Source organism: Caulobacter sp. AVps18, assembly GCF_058681425.1.
Window position 1 is genome coordinate 2,570,893 of record NZ_CM178737.1, and the last position, 14,291, is coordinate 2,585,183.

Here is a 14,291-nt window from a genome sequence, read left to right on the forward strand (position 1 = left end):
AGCGTCCGTCGGCCGTCGTTTGAAGGCCCGGCAGGGTCTGGCGGAGCAGGACAGCCGATAGGGGCGCTGCGTTGAGGCCAGGCCGGGACCGCCGGGAACACCCTTTGGCGACGCCCGCGAGGCGCCCCAGGTCCGGGCTGAAATCGCCTGGACGGTCCGGGGAGCGCCATCTCCCCGCCCGCCGGAGGCCTCTTTTGGAAGCGGGTTAAAACCCCGCGCCCCGAAGGCTTTCGTCCACCGATCCTGCGGAGCGCTCCGGCTCAGGCCGAAACGGTACTCCTCTACAAACACACATCCGGGCGTGGCCCGGACGCTCCGCCGCCTCCCCACACTTGCCGGTGAAATTCCGGCGAGGCTGCGAACCTGTGCCATCATTTTTCACCGCTCATCCCCGCGAAAGCGGGGACCCAAGCTGAGCCGGCGGAAGGCCCGCATGGGTCGGGGATGAGCGGGTAGGGGGGGCTCAGCCCAACTCGCCCAGCCGCCCTCGCAGCAGCTGCAGCACCGCCGAGAAGTCCTTGCCGCCGTAGCCGTTGGCGTCGAACAGGGCGTAGAGGGCTTCGGCCTGGGCCCCCAGCGGGGTGCTGGCCCCGGCGCGGGCGGCGGCGTCCTGGGCCAGTTTCAGGTCTTTCAGCATCATGGCGGTGGCGAAACCGCCCTCATAGTTACGGTCGGCCGGGGTGGCGGGGCCGACGCCGGGCACCGGGCAATAGGTCGAGACCGACCAGCACTGGCCCGAGGACTTGCTGGCGATCTCGAAGAAGCGATCGGCGGCCAGGCCCAGCTTTTCGGCCAGGGCAAAGGCCTCGCAGGTCCCCAGCATGCTGATGCCCAGCAGCATGTTGTTGCAGATCTTGGCCGCCTGGCCGGCGCCGTGGTCGCCGGCGTGGATGACGATCCGGGCCATGGGGGCCAGGGCCGCCTCGACGGCCGCGAAATCGGCCGCATCACAGCCGACCATGAAGGCCAGGGTCCCGGCCTCGGCGGCCATGATCCCGCCGGATACCGGGGCGTCGGCGAAGCGGAAGCCCGCTTGGGTCGCCTGGCCCGCGACGGCCCGGGCGCTGTCGACATCGATGGTCGAGCAGTCGATCAGCAGGGCGCTTTTCGGGGCATGGGCGATGATCTGCTCGCCATAGACCGAGCGCACATGCGGCCCGGCCGGCAGCATGGTGATCACGACCTGCGCCTCGGCCACCGCCTCGGCGACGGATGAGGCCGGGTGGCAGCCGGCCGCAACGGCACGCTCCACCGCCGCCGCCGACAGGTCGAAGGCGGTGACGTGGTGCTGGGCCTTGGCCTGGTTGGCGGCCATGCCGCCGCCCATATTGCCGAGGCCGATGAAGGCGATGCGGGTCATGGCGGCCGTGTCCTATTTCATCGTCGGGATGACGAAGGCGCTGTCCTCGACCGCGCCCTCGGGCCAGCGGGCGGTGACGGTCTTGACCTTGGTGTAGAACTTCACGCCCTCGGTGCCGTACTGGTTGGTGTCGCCAAAGCCAGACCGCTTCCAGCCGCCGAAGCTGTGATAGGCCACCGGCACCGGGATGGGCACATTGATGCCGACCATGCCGACATTGACCCGGGCGGCGAACTCGCGGGCGGCCCGGCCGTTACGGGTGAAGATCGCCACCCCGTTGCCGTACTGGTGCTCCGACGGCAGGGCGATGGCCTCTTCGAAGCTCTCGGCACGGACGATCTGCAGGACCGGACCGAAGATCTCTTCGTTATAGGTCTTCATGCCCTTCTTCACGCCGTCAAACAGCGACGGGCCGATGAAGAAGCCCTTCTCGAAGCCCTGCAGCGCAAAGTCGCGCCCGTCGACGACCAGCTCGGCCCCTTCCTCGACGCCCAGGCGGATATAGTCGGCGATCTTGTCGCGGTGGGCGGCGCTGACCACCGGGCCGTAGTGGGCGGCGGGGTCGCTGGAGACGCCGACCTTCAGGGTCTCGATCTCGGCGATCATCCGCTCGCGCAGTTCATCGGCCGTGGCCTTGCCCACCGGCACCACCACCGGCAGGGCCATGCAGCGCTCGCCGGCCGAGCCGAAGGCCGCGCCCGACAGGTCCTTGACCACCTGGTCGAGGTCGGCGTCGGGCAGGACGATGCCGTGGTTCTTGGCCCCGCCCATGGCCTGGACGCGTTTGCCGTTAGCGGTGCCGGTCTGGTAGACATAGTGGGCGATGTCGGATGAGCCGACGAAGCTGACGGCCTTGATATCCGGGTGGGCCAGGATGGCGTCGACCGCGCTCTTGTCGCCGTGCACGACGTTCAGCACGCCTGCCGGAGCCCCGGCCTCCATCATCAGCTCGGCCAGCTTCACCGGCACGGTCGGATCCTTCTCCGAGGGCTTGAGGATGAAGGTGTTGCCCACGGCGATCGAGATGCCGAACATCCACATCGGGATCATGGCCGGGAAGTTGAACGGGGTGATGCCGGCGCAGACGCCCAGCGGCTGGCGCATCGAATAGACGTCGATGCCGGGGCCGGCACCGTCGGTATAGTCGCCCTTCAGGATGTGGGGGATGCCGCAGGCGAACTCGATCACCTCCAGGCCGCGCTGGATGTCGCCCTTGGAGTCGGCGATGACCTTGCCGTGCTCGGACGAGAGGATTTCGGCCAGGCTGTTCATGTCGCGCTCGATCAGGCGCTTGAACTCGAACATCACCCGCGCCCGGCGCTGGGGATTGGTGGCGGCCCAGTCGATCTGGGCCCGGGCGGCGTTCTGCACGGCCGCGTCCAGCTCGGCGTCGGTGGCCAGCTGCACGCGAGCCTGGATCTCGCCGGTATTGGGATTGAACACGTCGCCGAACCGGCCAGAGACGCCGCTGACGGCCGCGCCGCCGATGAAATGCTGGATCTCGCGCATGGTTCACTCCCTGAACTTTATGTGTTTTGCAGGGCTTACGGCCGGCGCTGCAAATTGTGAATGGCCATTGCGCCATCAAGACGCTCGTCAAGGGGGCAGGGCTACCGGAAAACGGCGCGATGGCGGGCTTGGATTTGCCAAGCGTCGCAAATCACGCTGCTAAAGAACCCCGTAAAAGAGGTGAGCGATGACGAGATCCTGGCGAGGCGGTGCGAGGCGGGCGATGCTGGCCGGAGTGTTCTGCGGGCTGGCTGTCGTCTCGGCAAAGGCCGCGCCTGCGCCGCCGGTCTCGGCTGAAGCGCGGGCCGCCGCCCGGTTCGACGCCGTGGTCGGCGACGGCGCCCAGCTGCGCCTGTTTCTGCAGACCATGCCCAAGGGCGGCGACCTGCACAATCACCTGTGGGGCGCGCCCTATGCCGAGGACTTCCTGGCCTGGGCGGGTGAAGATGGCCTGTGCGTGACCACCAGCGTCCCGCCCTCCATTGCACCGGGACCCTGCGACGCGCCCGGCAAGGTGGCCGCCAAGGACCTGGGGCGACGTGATCCGGTGCTCTATAATCGCGTGATCGACGCCCTGTCGGTGCGCAACTTTACGCCGGACCCGGCCGCCGCCGCCTCGGGCCACGACCAGTTCTTCTCGACCTTCGCGCGCTTCGCCGCCGCCGCCGTCAATAATATCGGCCCGATGATCGCCGTGACCCGCGAATACGCCGCCGCTGACCATGTCAGCTATGTGGAAAGCTCGGGCAATCCCAACACCATGCGCGCCTTCGCCGTGGCCGGGCAGGGGGCCTGGAACGGCGACTTTGACGCCAGCTTCGCTCGCCTGAAGCCCGGCCTGCCGGCCATGGTCGAGCAGGTGCGCCGCGAGATGGACGCGGCCCAATTGGAGGCCGATCGCCGCCAGGGCTGCAAGCCGGGCGTCGTCGCCAAGGCCGGTCCGTGCGCGGTGGTGATCGGCATTCAGCCCTTTGTCGAGCGGGCCCAGGCCTCGGGATTCGTCTTCGCCCAGATGCTGGCCGCGTTCGCCCTGGTGGACGCCGACCCGCGCTTTGTCGGCGTCAATATCGTCAATCCGGAAGACGATCCGATCTCGCTGGCCGACTATTCGCTGCACATGCGGATGTTCCAGTATCTTGCGGGCCGTTATCCCAAGGTTCCCATGGCCCTGCATGCGGGCGAGCTGACCCTGGGCCTGGTTTCCCCCCGCGACCTCACCTTCCACATCCGCGAGGCGGTCGAGGTGGCGGGTGCCAAGCGGATCGGCCATGGCATCGACATCGCCTATGAGACCGGCGCCCCGGCCCTGCTGGCCCGGATGGCCCGCGACCGCGTGGCGGTCGAGATCAACCTGACCAGCAATGACGTCATCCTGGGCGTGAAGGGCAAGGATCACCCCCTGGCCCTCTATCGCAAGGCGGGTGTGCCGGTCGTGCTGTCCACCGACGACGAGGGCGTCTCGCGCATCGACCTGACGCATGAATACATGCGGGCGGCCACCGAGCACGGTCTGCGCTATGGCGACCTGAAGGCCATGGCGCGCGACAGTCTGACCTATGCCTTTGTGCCGGGTCCCAGCCTCTGGGCCGGCGAGCGGACGCCGGTTGCCGCCTGCCTCAAGGCCGGGGCGACCTGCGAGGCCTTCCTGGCGTCCAGCCCCAAGGCGGCGCTGCAATGGCGGCTGGAGCGGGACTTCGAGGCCTTCGAGGCGGCGATCCAGCCCTGAAGCGGCGCCCCCGGGGTTTACGCCCCGGCACCGGCGGTGTTGCCCAGGGCCAGGAGGCCAAACAGCGCGCCTTCGGTATCGGCCAGTCGCCAGCCGCGATGGATGAACACCTCACCGCGCCGGAAGTCGTCCGTGACGCGTCGGCGCAGTTCGGTCAGGGTCCCGGCGTTGCGCCCGCCCGGAAACAGCCTGCGGCCCAGGCTCCTGGCGCTGGCGTCGGGATGGGCCGCCAGCCAGGCGCGGCCTATGCGCTCCACGGCGGCGACGTCGAGGTCCTGAAACGCGCCGGCCGGTTCGGCGGCGCGGGCCAGGGCGGGCAGGCCGCCGGCGGCGGTCAGGGCCAGCAGGGCGGCCAGGAGGTCGCGGCGGTGCAGGGCGCTCATCGGGCGGCTCCCATCTCAAGTTTCAGGTGATCGGCCAGGCGCATGGTCAGGGCCAGGATCGTCAGGGTCGGATTGACGATGCCCGAGGTGGGAAACACCGAGCTGCCGGCGACATAGAGATTGGCCGTGTCATGGACGCGGCCGTCAGGATCGACCACGCCCCGTTTCGGGTCGGCATGCATCCGCGTCGTGCCCATGTGGTGGCGTGAGGCGCTGCAGTTGGCCACGTAGTCGCCGCGCTGAACCGGCCAGCACAGGCGGCCCTGTTCCGACGCGCCCAGGGCGTCGGCCATGCCCGCAGTCGAGCGCTCGAAGCTGTCCCAGTCCCTGGCCGAATACACCCATTCCAGGCGGATGCGGGGCATGCCCAGGGGGTCGAGGCTGGCGGGATCCAGGGTGACGCGGCTGTCGAGATTGGGGAACTGCTCGGTCATGGCAAAGCAGCCCAGCAGCTGGCCCTCGCCGACGCCGCCATCAACCCGCGTCGCCGTCTGGCGGATGGCCCGGGTCTCGGCCTGGGTCGGGGTTCCTGTTCCGGGCTCTCCGCCATTGTAGAGGGTGAGGGTGAAATTGCCGGCCTTCATGCGGGCTTGCCCCGCAAGGCCGCTGCCGATCACGCAGTGCGGCTGGGCGCGGCCCTTGGGAACATAGAGCTCCATCGAGCCGCTGCGTGAGATGTTGACGGCCGAGCCTTCGGTCTCGGCGTCGCCGTCCATGGAATGGGTGACATGGCCCTGAAAGAAGCGGCCGACCAGGTCATGACGGTTGCCGATTCCGTCCGAGGCCAGCATCAGGCGCACGTTCTCGATGCCGCCCGTGGCCAGTACATAGGTCTTCCCCGTGACGGTGTGGCGCTTGCCGTCCAGGCAGGCGATGTCCAGACTTGCGACGGCGTCGCCCTTGGCCGTCTGGCGGATGCGGGTGACATTGGCATGCAGATAGACGGTGATGTTTGGCGCGCTGGCGAAGTCGGTGCAAAAGGCGTCGAAAGCGGCCTTGTCGGCCCCGCCCGAGATCTTCGTGAAATAGCGCGGCGCAGGGAAGAAGCCGTCGCGCGGGTCCAGGTCCAGCGGGCGACGCTCCGGGTCATTCAGGACGGGGGTCTGCGGACCAAACCGGGGAATCTCCATCAGGTCGCAGGCCCGATCATAGAAGGGCTGCAGTTGCTCGCGGCTGATCGGCCAGCCGCTGTTCGGCGCCCAGTCGCGGGCGGCGAAGTCGGCGGGGTCCAGCGGCCCGCACTTGCCGCCCCAGACGTGACCCGAGCCGCCCAGGGCGCGGATCCGCGACTGAACGGGGTAGTCGTCGAAGGGACGGCCCGCGTTGTCAGGGTCGCGCATCACGCCCGTTCCGGCGTAGAGGGCCTGGTTTTCCATATCGATTTCGCGGCCGCCGGCTTCCAGGACCGCGACCTTGATCGGTCCGCCGGCCAGTTCCCGGGCCAGGGTGATGCCGGCCAGGCCGCCGCCGATGATGACCAGATCGGCCTCGATCCGGCTGGCGTCAGGCAAGGCTTTGGCGTCGATGAAAGCCATCGTGTTTCCTGTCAGATTGTTTTGGGGGATGAAGGGCGCGCGGCTTAGGCGCGCGCGCCCTTGGCCCTGAGGTAGTCGGCGACGGCGGTGTGGCCGCGCTTGACGGCTTCGCCGAGCGGCGAGCGGGTCTGGCCAGGATTGGACGGCACGGCGCGGTTCACGTCGGCGCCCTTGTCGATCAGGTAGGCCACAGTCGACAGGTGGCCAGACTGGGCGGCATTGATCAGCGGGGTCTCGTCGCCATAGACAAACGACTCCACCGAGGCACCGTGCTCGACCAGCAGGCGCACGGTGTCCAGTTGACCGCCCGAGGCCGCGACGATCAGCGGATTGCCATCGCCGGGCACCGCCAGATTTACGTCGGCGCCCGCATCCAGCAGCAAGGCCACCAGGTCGGCGCGACCACTGCGGGCGGCCAGCAGCAGCGGTGTGCCGTCGCTGGGTACGACCTTGTTCACGTTGGCACCCTTGTCGATCAGGAGGCGGATCACGGCCGGGTCGCCCGACTGGACGGCGTTGATCAGCGGCGAGCCGTCGCCGCGTACGGCCAGATCGGGATCGGCGCCGCTGGCCAGCAGCAGCCTGACCATGTCCGTCTGACCTGAGCGGGCGGCCTCGATCAGGGGGGTACCATCGCCCTTGGCCTCGAAGTCCACCTTGGCGCCGGCCGCGATCAGCGATCGGGCCTTGGCCAGGTCACGCTCGGTCACTGCGCGGTACAGCGGGCTGGCGATATCGCGGGCGCGGTCGTGGGCCGAGACGCCGGGGCGGTCGTGGACCGGGCGCGCCGGCTGGGCCGCCCAGGCAGCGAACCCGGCCCCGAGCGCCAGGACGGCGACGGAAGCGGCACCGGCCAGACGGCGGCGGGCGCCTTGGCGATGGTCCTTCAGCATGACGAATCTCTCCTTGAGTTGCCCGTTGGCCGAGGCTGGCCAGTGGCAGCCAAGCGGCGGCGCATGGGGCGCCAGTTGGGTTTTCAGCATCGCCTCGCCATAGGCCCGGCGCGCGACGGGGAAGCGGGTCAGGACGGCGGCGTCGCAGGCGATCTCCTGATCGACTCGCAGACGGTTGGCACCGAGGTGAACCAGCGGATTGAACCAGAACAGGCACTGGACAGCGGTGGTCAGGGCGTTGATCTGGGCGTCGCCCACCGACAGGTGGTTGCGCTCGTGAGCCAGGATCAGGGCCTGCTCCTCAGGGGTGAAGCGCAGGGTGAAGTCTGCCGGCAGCACCACGCGAGGGATCAGAGCCCCGATGACGGCGGGGCCGACGCCGGGGTGTTCGGCATGGAACAGCCCCTTGTCTTCACGCAGTCGGCCCAGCGATTTCAGGAACCGGCGCTGGCGTTCGGCCTGCACTCCCAGCGCCAGCAGCGCGACCAGTGCCCAGACGACGATGAGGGCGTCACGTGGCCGGTAGGGGCGCAGGCTCTGTTTGACCATGCCGACGGCCGCCATCCGGGCCGGCGCTGCGGCGACGGCGGAAGGCCTTTCCGAAACGCTTTCGACCGAGGGGCGGACCGGTGCGGGAACCAGCACGGTTCGCGCCGGCAGCAGGACAGCGATCGTCGCCAGCGGCGCGATGATCCACAGGCCATAGGCCGCGCGGGCTCCGAACAGGGCGCGCACCGGGCGGCGCAGCACCAGCACCAGCAGGATCGCGGCGCCGATGGCCAGATTGGCGCGCAGCAACAGCGCGGGAAGCTCATTTATCATCGTCGATGGCCTCCAGAATGCGGCGAAGTTCGGCGATGTCGTCGGCGCTCAGCTTGTCGCGTTGCGAAAAGTGGCTGACCAGCGGGGCCAGGCGGCCATCGAACAGACGGTCCAGCAGGCCCTGGCTTTCGGCGTGCAGATAGTCTGCATGGGCGACCAGCGGCCGATACAGAAAGCGCCGGCCGTCGCGATCCGCCGCAATGGCGTCCTTCTTCAGCAGGCGGTTGAGCAGGGTCTTTACCGTGGCGTCGGCCCAGTCCTGACCATCGGGCAGGGCGGCGATGATCTCTTCGGCGCTGAGGGGGCTGTTGGCCCACAACGCCTTCATCACCTGACTTTCGGCCGTACTGATCCGCATGGGAGGGTCTCCGTGTTCCTCTTATCGATTACGCATGTAATCGATCTGGTCAATCAACGATTACGGACGTAAACGAAATGTAATGGAGAGCGTTTCGCTTCGCTGGCGGCGAGGAAGCCTCGCCTACAGGCTTCCCGCCGCTGCGCCCCTGGCAAAACCGTGCAGGCGGGTTGCGATCACCTGACCTACAGCCTCGACCGCCGCACGGCGCGGAAAGTGCGTGCGCCATGCGATGCGTACGGTTCGCCCGGTCTGGGTGGCCAGGGGACGCAGCACGATCCCGGCGTCCTGCGCCGCGCCGGCCGCCAGTCCCGGGATCAGGGTCGTGCCATAGCCGGCGGCCACCATGTTGAGCAGGGTCGAGAGGCTGGCTGCGCGCAGGGTGCCCCCAAGGGCCGCGCCCGGACCGCAGGCGGCCATGGTCTGGTCGCGCAGGCAGTGACCGTCGGCCAGGACCAGGATGTCGCGCGCCAGATCTGTCTGGTCCACCACCGGCCGTGCCGCCAGGGGGTGATCGGGCGGCAGGGCAGCCAGGAAGGGCTCGTCGAATAGCGCTTGGCTGTCCAGGTCGGGTCCGTCCACTTCGGTGGCCAGCAGGGCGGCGTCCAGTTCGTGAGACCTCAGCCGCTCCAGCAGGGCGGTGGTCTGGTCTTCCCAGGGCTCGATCTCAAGGTCGGGCAGGGCCTGACGCAGGGGGGCGAAGACCAGCGGCAGCAGATAGGGCGCCAGGGTTGGAATGATGCCCAGCCGGAAGGGGCCCGCCAGCGGGTCGCGCAGGTTGCGGGCCGTGGCCAGGATCGCCTCGGCCGCCGCCACGGCGTCGCGTGCATGACCGATCAGTTGCTGGCAGGCGAAGGTCGGCGTGACCGCCTTGCTGGTGCGCTCGAACAGGGCGACGCCCAGCAGGTCTTCCAGCTTGCGGATCTGCACCGACAGGGTCGGCTGGCTGATGCCGCAGGCGCGGGCCGCGCGCCCGAAATGCTCATGCTCGGCCATGGCCAGCAGATAGCGCAGGTCTCGCAGGTTCATCGGCGCGTCCGGAGAAGTGTCATAGGTGTAGCCTATCGTAGCTATTGAACTTTCGCGCTTCTCTTTATCGGTTGAATGCGCAAAAACTTGGGTAGGCGATCCGACAGAGAGCGCCGCAAGGGAGCAACGCCGGGATCCCAAGTCCCATTCACAGACCTCCGGCGGACAGTCGCCGGCAGATCCCGGACGCCTGCGCGTTCGCACGCCCAACCCTGCGGCGATCCCCGACGGATCCCGTCAATCCAGCCAAGAACGGAGCCCATCATGGACGGCAGCGATATCGTCGAACCCACAAGCAAGTGCCCGCTGAATCACGGCGTACGGTTCCACACCAGCTTCGGGGGGCGCTCGAACCGTGACTGGTGGCCCAACCAGCTGAACCTGAAGATCCTGTCGCAGCACTCGTCGCTGGTCAGCCCGTTCTCCCCGGCCTTCAGCTATGCCGAGCAGGTCGAGAAGCTGGATGTCGAGGCCCTGAAGAAGGACCTGGCGGCGCTGATGACCGACTCGCAGGACTGGTGGCCGGCCGACTATGGCCACTACGGCCCGTTCTTTGTCCGTATGGCCTGGCACAGCGCCGGCACCTATCGCACCGGCGATGGTCGCGGGGGAGCTGGCGCGGGCCAGCAGCGCTTTGCGCCGCTCAACAGCTGGCCTGACAACGGCAACCTCGACAAGGCCCGCCGCCTGATCTGGCCGATCAAGCAGAAGTACGGCAACCAGATCAGCTGGGCCGACCTGATGATCATCGCCGCCGACGTCGGCATGGAGACCATGGGCTTCAAGACCTTCGGCTTCGGCTTTGGCCGGGAAGACACCTGGGAGCCGGAGGAAGACGTCCACTGGGGTGCCGAGGACACCTGGCTGGGCGACGCGCGCTACAAGGGCGAGCGCGAACTGGACAAGCCGCTGGCCGCTGTTCAGATGGGTCTGATCTACGTCAATCCCGAAGGCCCGAACGGTAAGCCCGATCCGCTGGCCTCGGCGCATGATATCCGCGAGACCTTCGCGCGGATGGCCATGAATGACGAGGAAACTGTGGCGCTGATCGCCGGTGGCCACACCTTCGGCAAGGCGCACGGCGCGGGTGACGCAGCCCATGTCGGGGTCGAGCCCGAGGGGGCCGGTATCGTCGAGCAGGGCCTTGGCTGGCGCAATAGCTGGGAAAGCGGCAAGGGCGTCCACACCATCACCAGCGGCCTTGAGGGTGCCTGGAAGCCCAATCCCACCAAGTGGGACAACGGCTATTTCGACACGCTGTTCGGCCACGAGTGGGAGCTGACCAAGAGCCCGGCCGGTGCCCAGCAGTGGACGCCGAAGGATCCGGCGGCCAGGACCCTGGTGCCTGACGCCCACGATCCCTCAAAGCGCCACGCGCCGATGATGGCGACGACGGATCTGGCGCTGCGGTTCGACCCGATCTATGGGCCGATTTCCAAGCGCTTCCACGAGAACCCGGATCAGTTCGCCGACGCCTTCGCCCGGGCCTGGTTCAAGCTGACCCACCGCGACATGGGGCCCATCGCCCGCTATCGCGGCCCGCTGGTGCCGAAGGAAGAGCTGATCTGGCAGGATCCCGTTCCCGCGCTCGATCACCCGCTGGTCAATGCGGCCGATATTGCCGATCTGAAGACCAGGGTGCTGGCCTCGGGCCTGTCGGTCTCGCAGTTGGTCAGCGTCGCCTGGGGCTCGGCCTCGACCTTCCGGGGATCGGACAAGCGGGGCGGGGCCAATGGCGCGCGCATCCGCCTGGCGCCGCAAAAGGACTGGGCCGTCAACCAGCCGCCCGTCCTGGCCACCGTGCTGGCGGGGCTGGAGGCGATCCAGGCGACCTTCAACGCCGAGCAGACCGGGGGCAAGAAGATCTCGCTGGCCGACCTGATCGTGCTGGCGGGGGGGGCGGCCGTCGAGCAGGCGGCCAAGGCCGCCGGTCATGAGGTGGCGGTCCCGTTCACGCCGGGGCGCACCGACGCCTCGCAGGCGCAGACTGACATCGAGTCGTTCTCGGTGCTTGAGCCGACCGCCGACGGGTTCCGCAACTATCTGAAGACGGAATACACCCTCACCGCCGAGGAACTTCTGATCGACCGGGCTCAACTGCTGACCCTGACCGCGCCCGAGATGACGGTGCTGGTGGGTGGTCTGCGGGTGCTGGGCGCCAATGCCGACGCCGCCGCGCACGGCGTGTTCACGACCCAGCCGGGCGTTCTGACGAACGACTTCTTCGTCAACCTGCTGGACATGCGCACGGTCTGGTCGGCGACGTCTGAGGCGGAGGCGCAGTTCGAAGGTCGCGATCGCACCACCGGCGCGCCGAAGTGGACGGCCACGCGCGTCGATCTGGTGTTCGGCTCGAACTCGCAATTGCGAGCCCTGGCCGAGGTCTATGCCCAGAGCGACGCGAAGGCCAAGTTCGTCGGCGACTTCGTGGCGGCCTGGACCAAGGTGATGAACCTGGACCGCTTCGACCTCGCTTGATCACTCGAGAAAACCCGGGACGCGACTGACACCCAGCCGCGTCCCGGTGTTCTTGCCCGGGCCAGATCGCAGCGCTGCATGACTGCGATCGGTCCCGACTCCGGGAGGAGACAAGAGATGCCAAATACGGTGGAAGCCGTGTTTCGCGAGGAGCTGCGCCGCGCCGGTCTGGCGGGCCATGGCGTGCTCGCGCGGGTTCTGGCGATGCTGCGGACCGCGCCGGACACCCATTTGACCCTGCCGGAGGTGGCTGACATGGCCGCCGAATCTGGCCTTGCGGTGACCCATGCCGACCTTGCCCGGTATCTGGAAGCCCTGGCCGACCACGGCCTGATCGGGCGGTTGCCCACCACCACGACGGAGCTGGTGTTCGACACCGTGGCCGAGCCACACTCTCACGTCGTCTATGAGGACTCCGCCCAGATCGTTGACCTTCACGTCTCGGACGAGACGCTGCTGGCCATGGTTCGTCAGGCCCTGAGCGAGCGCCGCGATGGCGTGGAGATCATGGTGCGCTTTCGCCGCGATCCGGCCATCGCCGCCGCCCGAGACCGCCCGAGCGAGACCTGATCGGTCAGGCCATGGCCATCGAGGGCAGGCTGTCGGCGTGACGCCGCATGGCCTCGGCGGTCTGGCGGATCTCCCGGCGGACCTGCTCGAACTCGGCGCCGACGCGGTCGATGTCGTGCAGATCCACCAGCGGGTCATAGGACCGTGGATGCACGCCCTGGCCGTCCAGAACCGCCTGCCAGCTGGTGGCGGTGAACATCTCTTCGGGATGCTGGGACAGCCGCCCGCAGGCGCGGAACAGGGCCAGGCGCCGGGCCAGGGTTTCGGGAATCTGCATTTCGCGGCGTGACCGCCACAGCGGCTCGTCGCGCTGGTTGGCGTGATAGTGCAGGACGATGAAGTCGCGGATGCGCTCGAAATCCAGCTGGATGCGGTCGTTGTAGTCGTCGGCCTGGACCGGATCCCAAGTCTTGCCGGGGAAGACCGACAGGAACTTCAGCAGCCCGGCCTGGATCATGTGGATGCTGGTCGATTCCAGGGGCTCGATAAATCCGCTGGCCAGACCCAGGCTGAGCACGTTCTTGTTCCAGGCCTTCTTGCGCCGTCCGGTGACGAACCGAAGGCGGTTGGGTTCGGCCAAGGGCGCGCCGCCCAGGCTGGCGCGCAGGGTCGCTTCGGCCGCGTCGTCGTCGATGAACTGGCTGGAATAGACATAGCCGTTGCCGTCGCGGTGCTGCAGCGGGATGTTCCAGATCCAGCCGGCCGCCTGGGCCGTTGACCGGGTGAAGGGCGGCGGCGCGCCCTCGCGCGTACAGGGCATGGCCATGGCGCGGTCGCAGGGCAGCCAGTGCGACCAGTCCTCGTAGCCGGTCTTCAGGGCCTCCTCGATCAGCAGGCCACGGAAGCCCGAGCAGTCGATGAAGAAATCACCCGCGACGCGGCGGTCGCCTTCCAGGTGCAGGGCCTCGATGAACCCGTCTTCGCCACGCTGGGCGACGCGGGCGACCTTGCCCTCGATGCGGGTGACGCCCAGGCGCTCGGCATAGGTCCGCAGGAAGCGGGCATAGAGGCCGGCGTCGAAATGGAAGGCCGATCCGAAGGTCGACAGCGGCGAGCGTGGATCCTGGCTCTGCTGGCCAAAGCGCCCCCGGCGGGCCGCCTGGGCGCACAGGGAATAGTCGTCTAGTGGCCCCGCTCGGCCCAGCGCCCTCAGCTTCAGCCAGTAGTGATGGAAATAGCCGGGGTCGGGGGCGGTCCCATAGACGCCGAACGGGTGGAAATAGGCTTCGCCGGGCCGGGTCCAGCCGTGGAACTCGATCCCCAGCTTGTAGGTGCCCTTGGTCTCGCGGACGAATTCGGCCTCGTTCAGGCCAAGCGTCTGGTTGAAGCCGCGAATGGGGGGAATGGTGGCTTCGCCGACACCCACCGTGCCGATCTCGGCGGACTCGACGAGGGTGATTGCGCAGCGCCGGCCCAGGGCGCGGGCCAGAAGGGCCGCGGCCATCCAGCCTGCCGTTCCGCCACCCAGGATGACGATGGACCCGGGCAGGTTGTCGGTCTTGGGATCAATCACGGGCGAACTCCTCGGGCTCCGGCGATCATGATCGGCCATACGCCAGACACAAGTCCGGGACCGCCTCGCAGGAAGGCGGCCCCGGTAAAGTTTAGACAGAGGGTGGGGGAGACCA

Annotated in this window: 11 protein-coding genes; 3 read left to right on the plus strand and 8 right to left on the minus strand. The window is 68.2% G+C overall.

Going from position 1 to position 14,291, the window contains the following annotated elements:
* Positions 1–463: 463 nt before the first annotated feature.
* Both mmsB and ACW179_RS11610 read right to left on the minus strand, forming a co-directional pair.
* Positions 464–1,360, minus strand: a complete 897-nt coding sequence (gene mmsB, locus ACW179_RS11605) for a 3-hydroxyisobutyrate dehydrogenase (protein WP_492059667.1) — start codon at positions 1,358–1,360, stop codon at positions 464–466.
* A 12-nt stretch (positions 1,361–1,372) separates the two neighbouring features.
* Entirely contained in the window at positions 1,373–2,869 is a 1,497-nt protein-coding gene (locus ACW179_RS11610) for a CoA-acylating methylmalonate-semialdehyde dehydrogenase (RefSeq protein WP_492059668.1), read from the minus strand.
* 187 nt (positions 2,870–3,056) lie between these two features.
* Here ACW179_RS11610 and ACW179_RS11615 point away from each other — a divergent pair, with 187 nt between their 5' ends.
* On the plus strand, positions 3,057–4,595 hold the full coding sequence (locus ACW179_RS11615; RefSeq protein ID WP_492059669.1) for an adenosine deaminase family protein: 1,539 nt from the start codon (positions 3,057–3,059) through the stop codon (positions 4,593–4,595).
* 17 nt (positions 4,596–4,612) lie between these two features.
* On the opposite strand, the gene ACW179_RS11620 is transcribed toward ACW179_RS11615, so the two are convergent.
* From ACW179_RS11620 to ACW179_RS11640, 5 genes are all read right to left on the minus strand, one after another.
* Positions 4,613–4,978, minus strand: a complete 366-nt coding sequence (locus ACW179_RS11620; protein ID WP_492059670.1) for a hypothetical protein — start codon at positions 4,976–4,978, stop codon at positions 4,613–4,615.
* Positions 4,975–6,513, minus strand: coding sequence for a GMC oxidoreductase (locus ACW179_RS11625; RefSeq protein WP_492059671.1), 1,539 nt, complete (start codon positions 6,511–6,513; stop codon positions 4,975–4,977). The genes ACW179_RS11620 and ACW179_RS11625 overlap by 4 nt, the downstream gene beginning before the upstream one ends.
* Before the next feature lie 44 nt (positions 6,514–6,557).
* Positions 6,558–8,228 carry a M56 family metallopeptidase gene (locus tag ACW179_RS11630; RefSeq protein ID WP_492059672.1) on the minus strand — a complete coding sequence of 557 codons (1,671 nt, stop codon included), beginning with the start codon at positions 8,226–8,228 and terminating at the stop codon, positions 6,558–6,560.
* The gene (locus ACW179_RS11635; RefSeq protein WP_492059673.1) at positions 8,218–8,586 is read right to left on the minus strand and encodes a BlaI/MecI/CopY family transcriptional regulator; all 369 of its coding nucleotides are present in this window, start codon (positions 8,584–8,586) and stop codon (positions 8,218–8,220) included. The genes ACW179_RS11630 and ACW179_RS11635 overlap by 11 nt, the downstream gene beginning before the upstream one ends.
* Positions 8,587–8,709: 123 nt before the next feature.
* Positions 8,710–9,615 carry a hydrogen peroxide-inducible genes activator gene (locus tag ACW179_RS11640; RefSeq protein ID WP_492059674.1) on the minus strand — a complete coding sequence of 302 codons (906 nt, stop codon included), beginning with the start codon at positions 9,613–9,615 and terminating at the stop codon, positions 8,710–8,712.
* Positions 9,616–9,879: 264 nt separating this feature from the next.
* On the opposite strand from ACW179_RS11640, the gene katG reads away from it, so the two are divergent.
* Positions 9,880–12,093 (plus strand): catalase/peroxidase HPI, encoded by a 2,214-nt coding sequence (katG, locus tag ACW179_RS11645; protein ID WP_492059675.1) that lies wholly within the window; start codon positions 9,880–9,882, stop codon positions 12,091–12,093.
* A gap of 117 nt (positions 12,094–12,210) precedes the next feature.
* Complete coding sequence (locus tag ACW179_RS11650; protein WP_492059676.1) at positions 12,211–12,663, plus strand: transcriptional repressor; 453 nt, start codon at positions 12,211–12,213, stop codon at positions 12,661–12,663.
* Between the two features lie 4 nt (positions 12,664–12,667).
* On the opposite strand, the gene ACW179_RS11655 is transcribed toward ACW179_RS11650, so the two are convergent.
* Complete coding sequence (locus ACW179_RS11655; RefSeq protein WP_492059677.1) at positions 12,668–14,176, minus strand: tryptophan halogenase family protein; 1,509 nt, start codon at positions 14,174–14,176, stop codon at positions 12,668–12,670.
* Positions 14,177–14,291 lie beyond the last annotated feature (115 nt).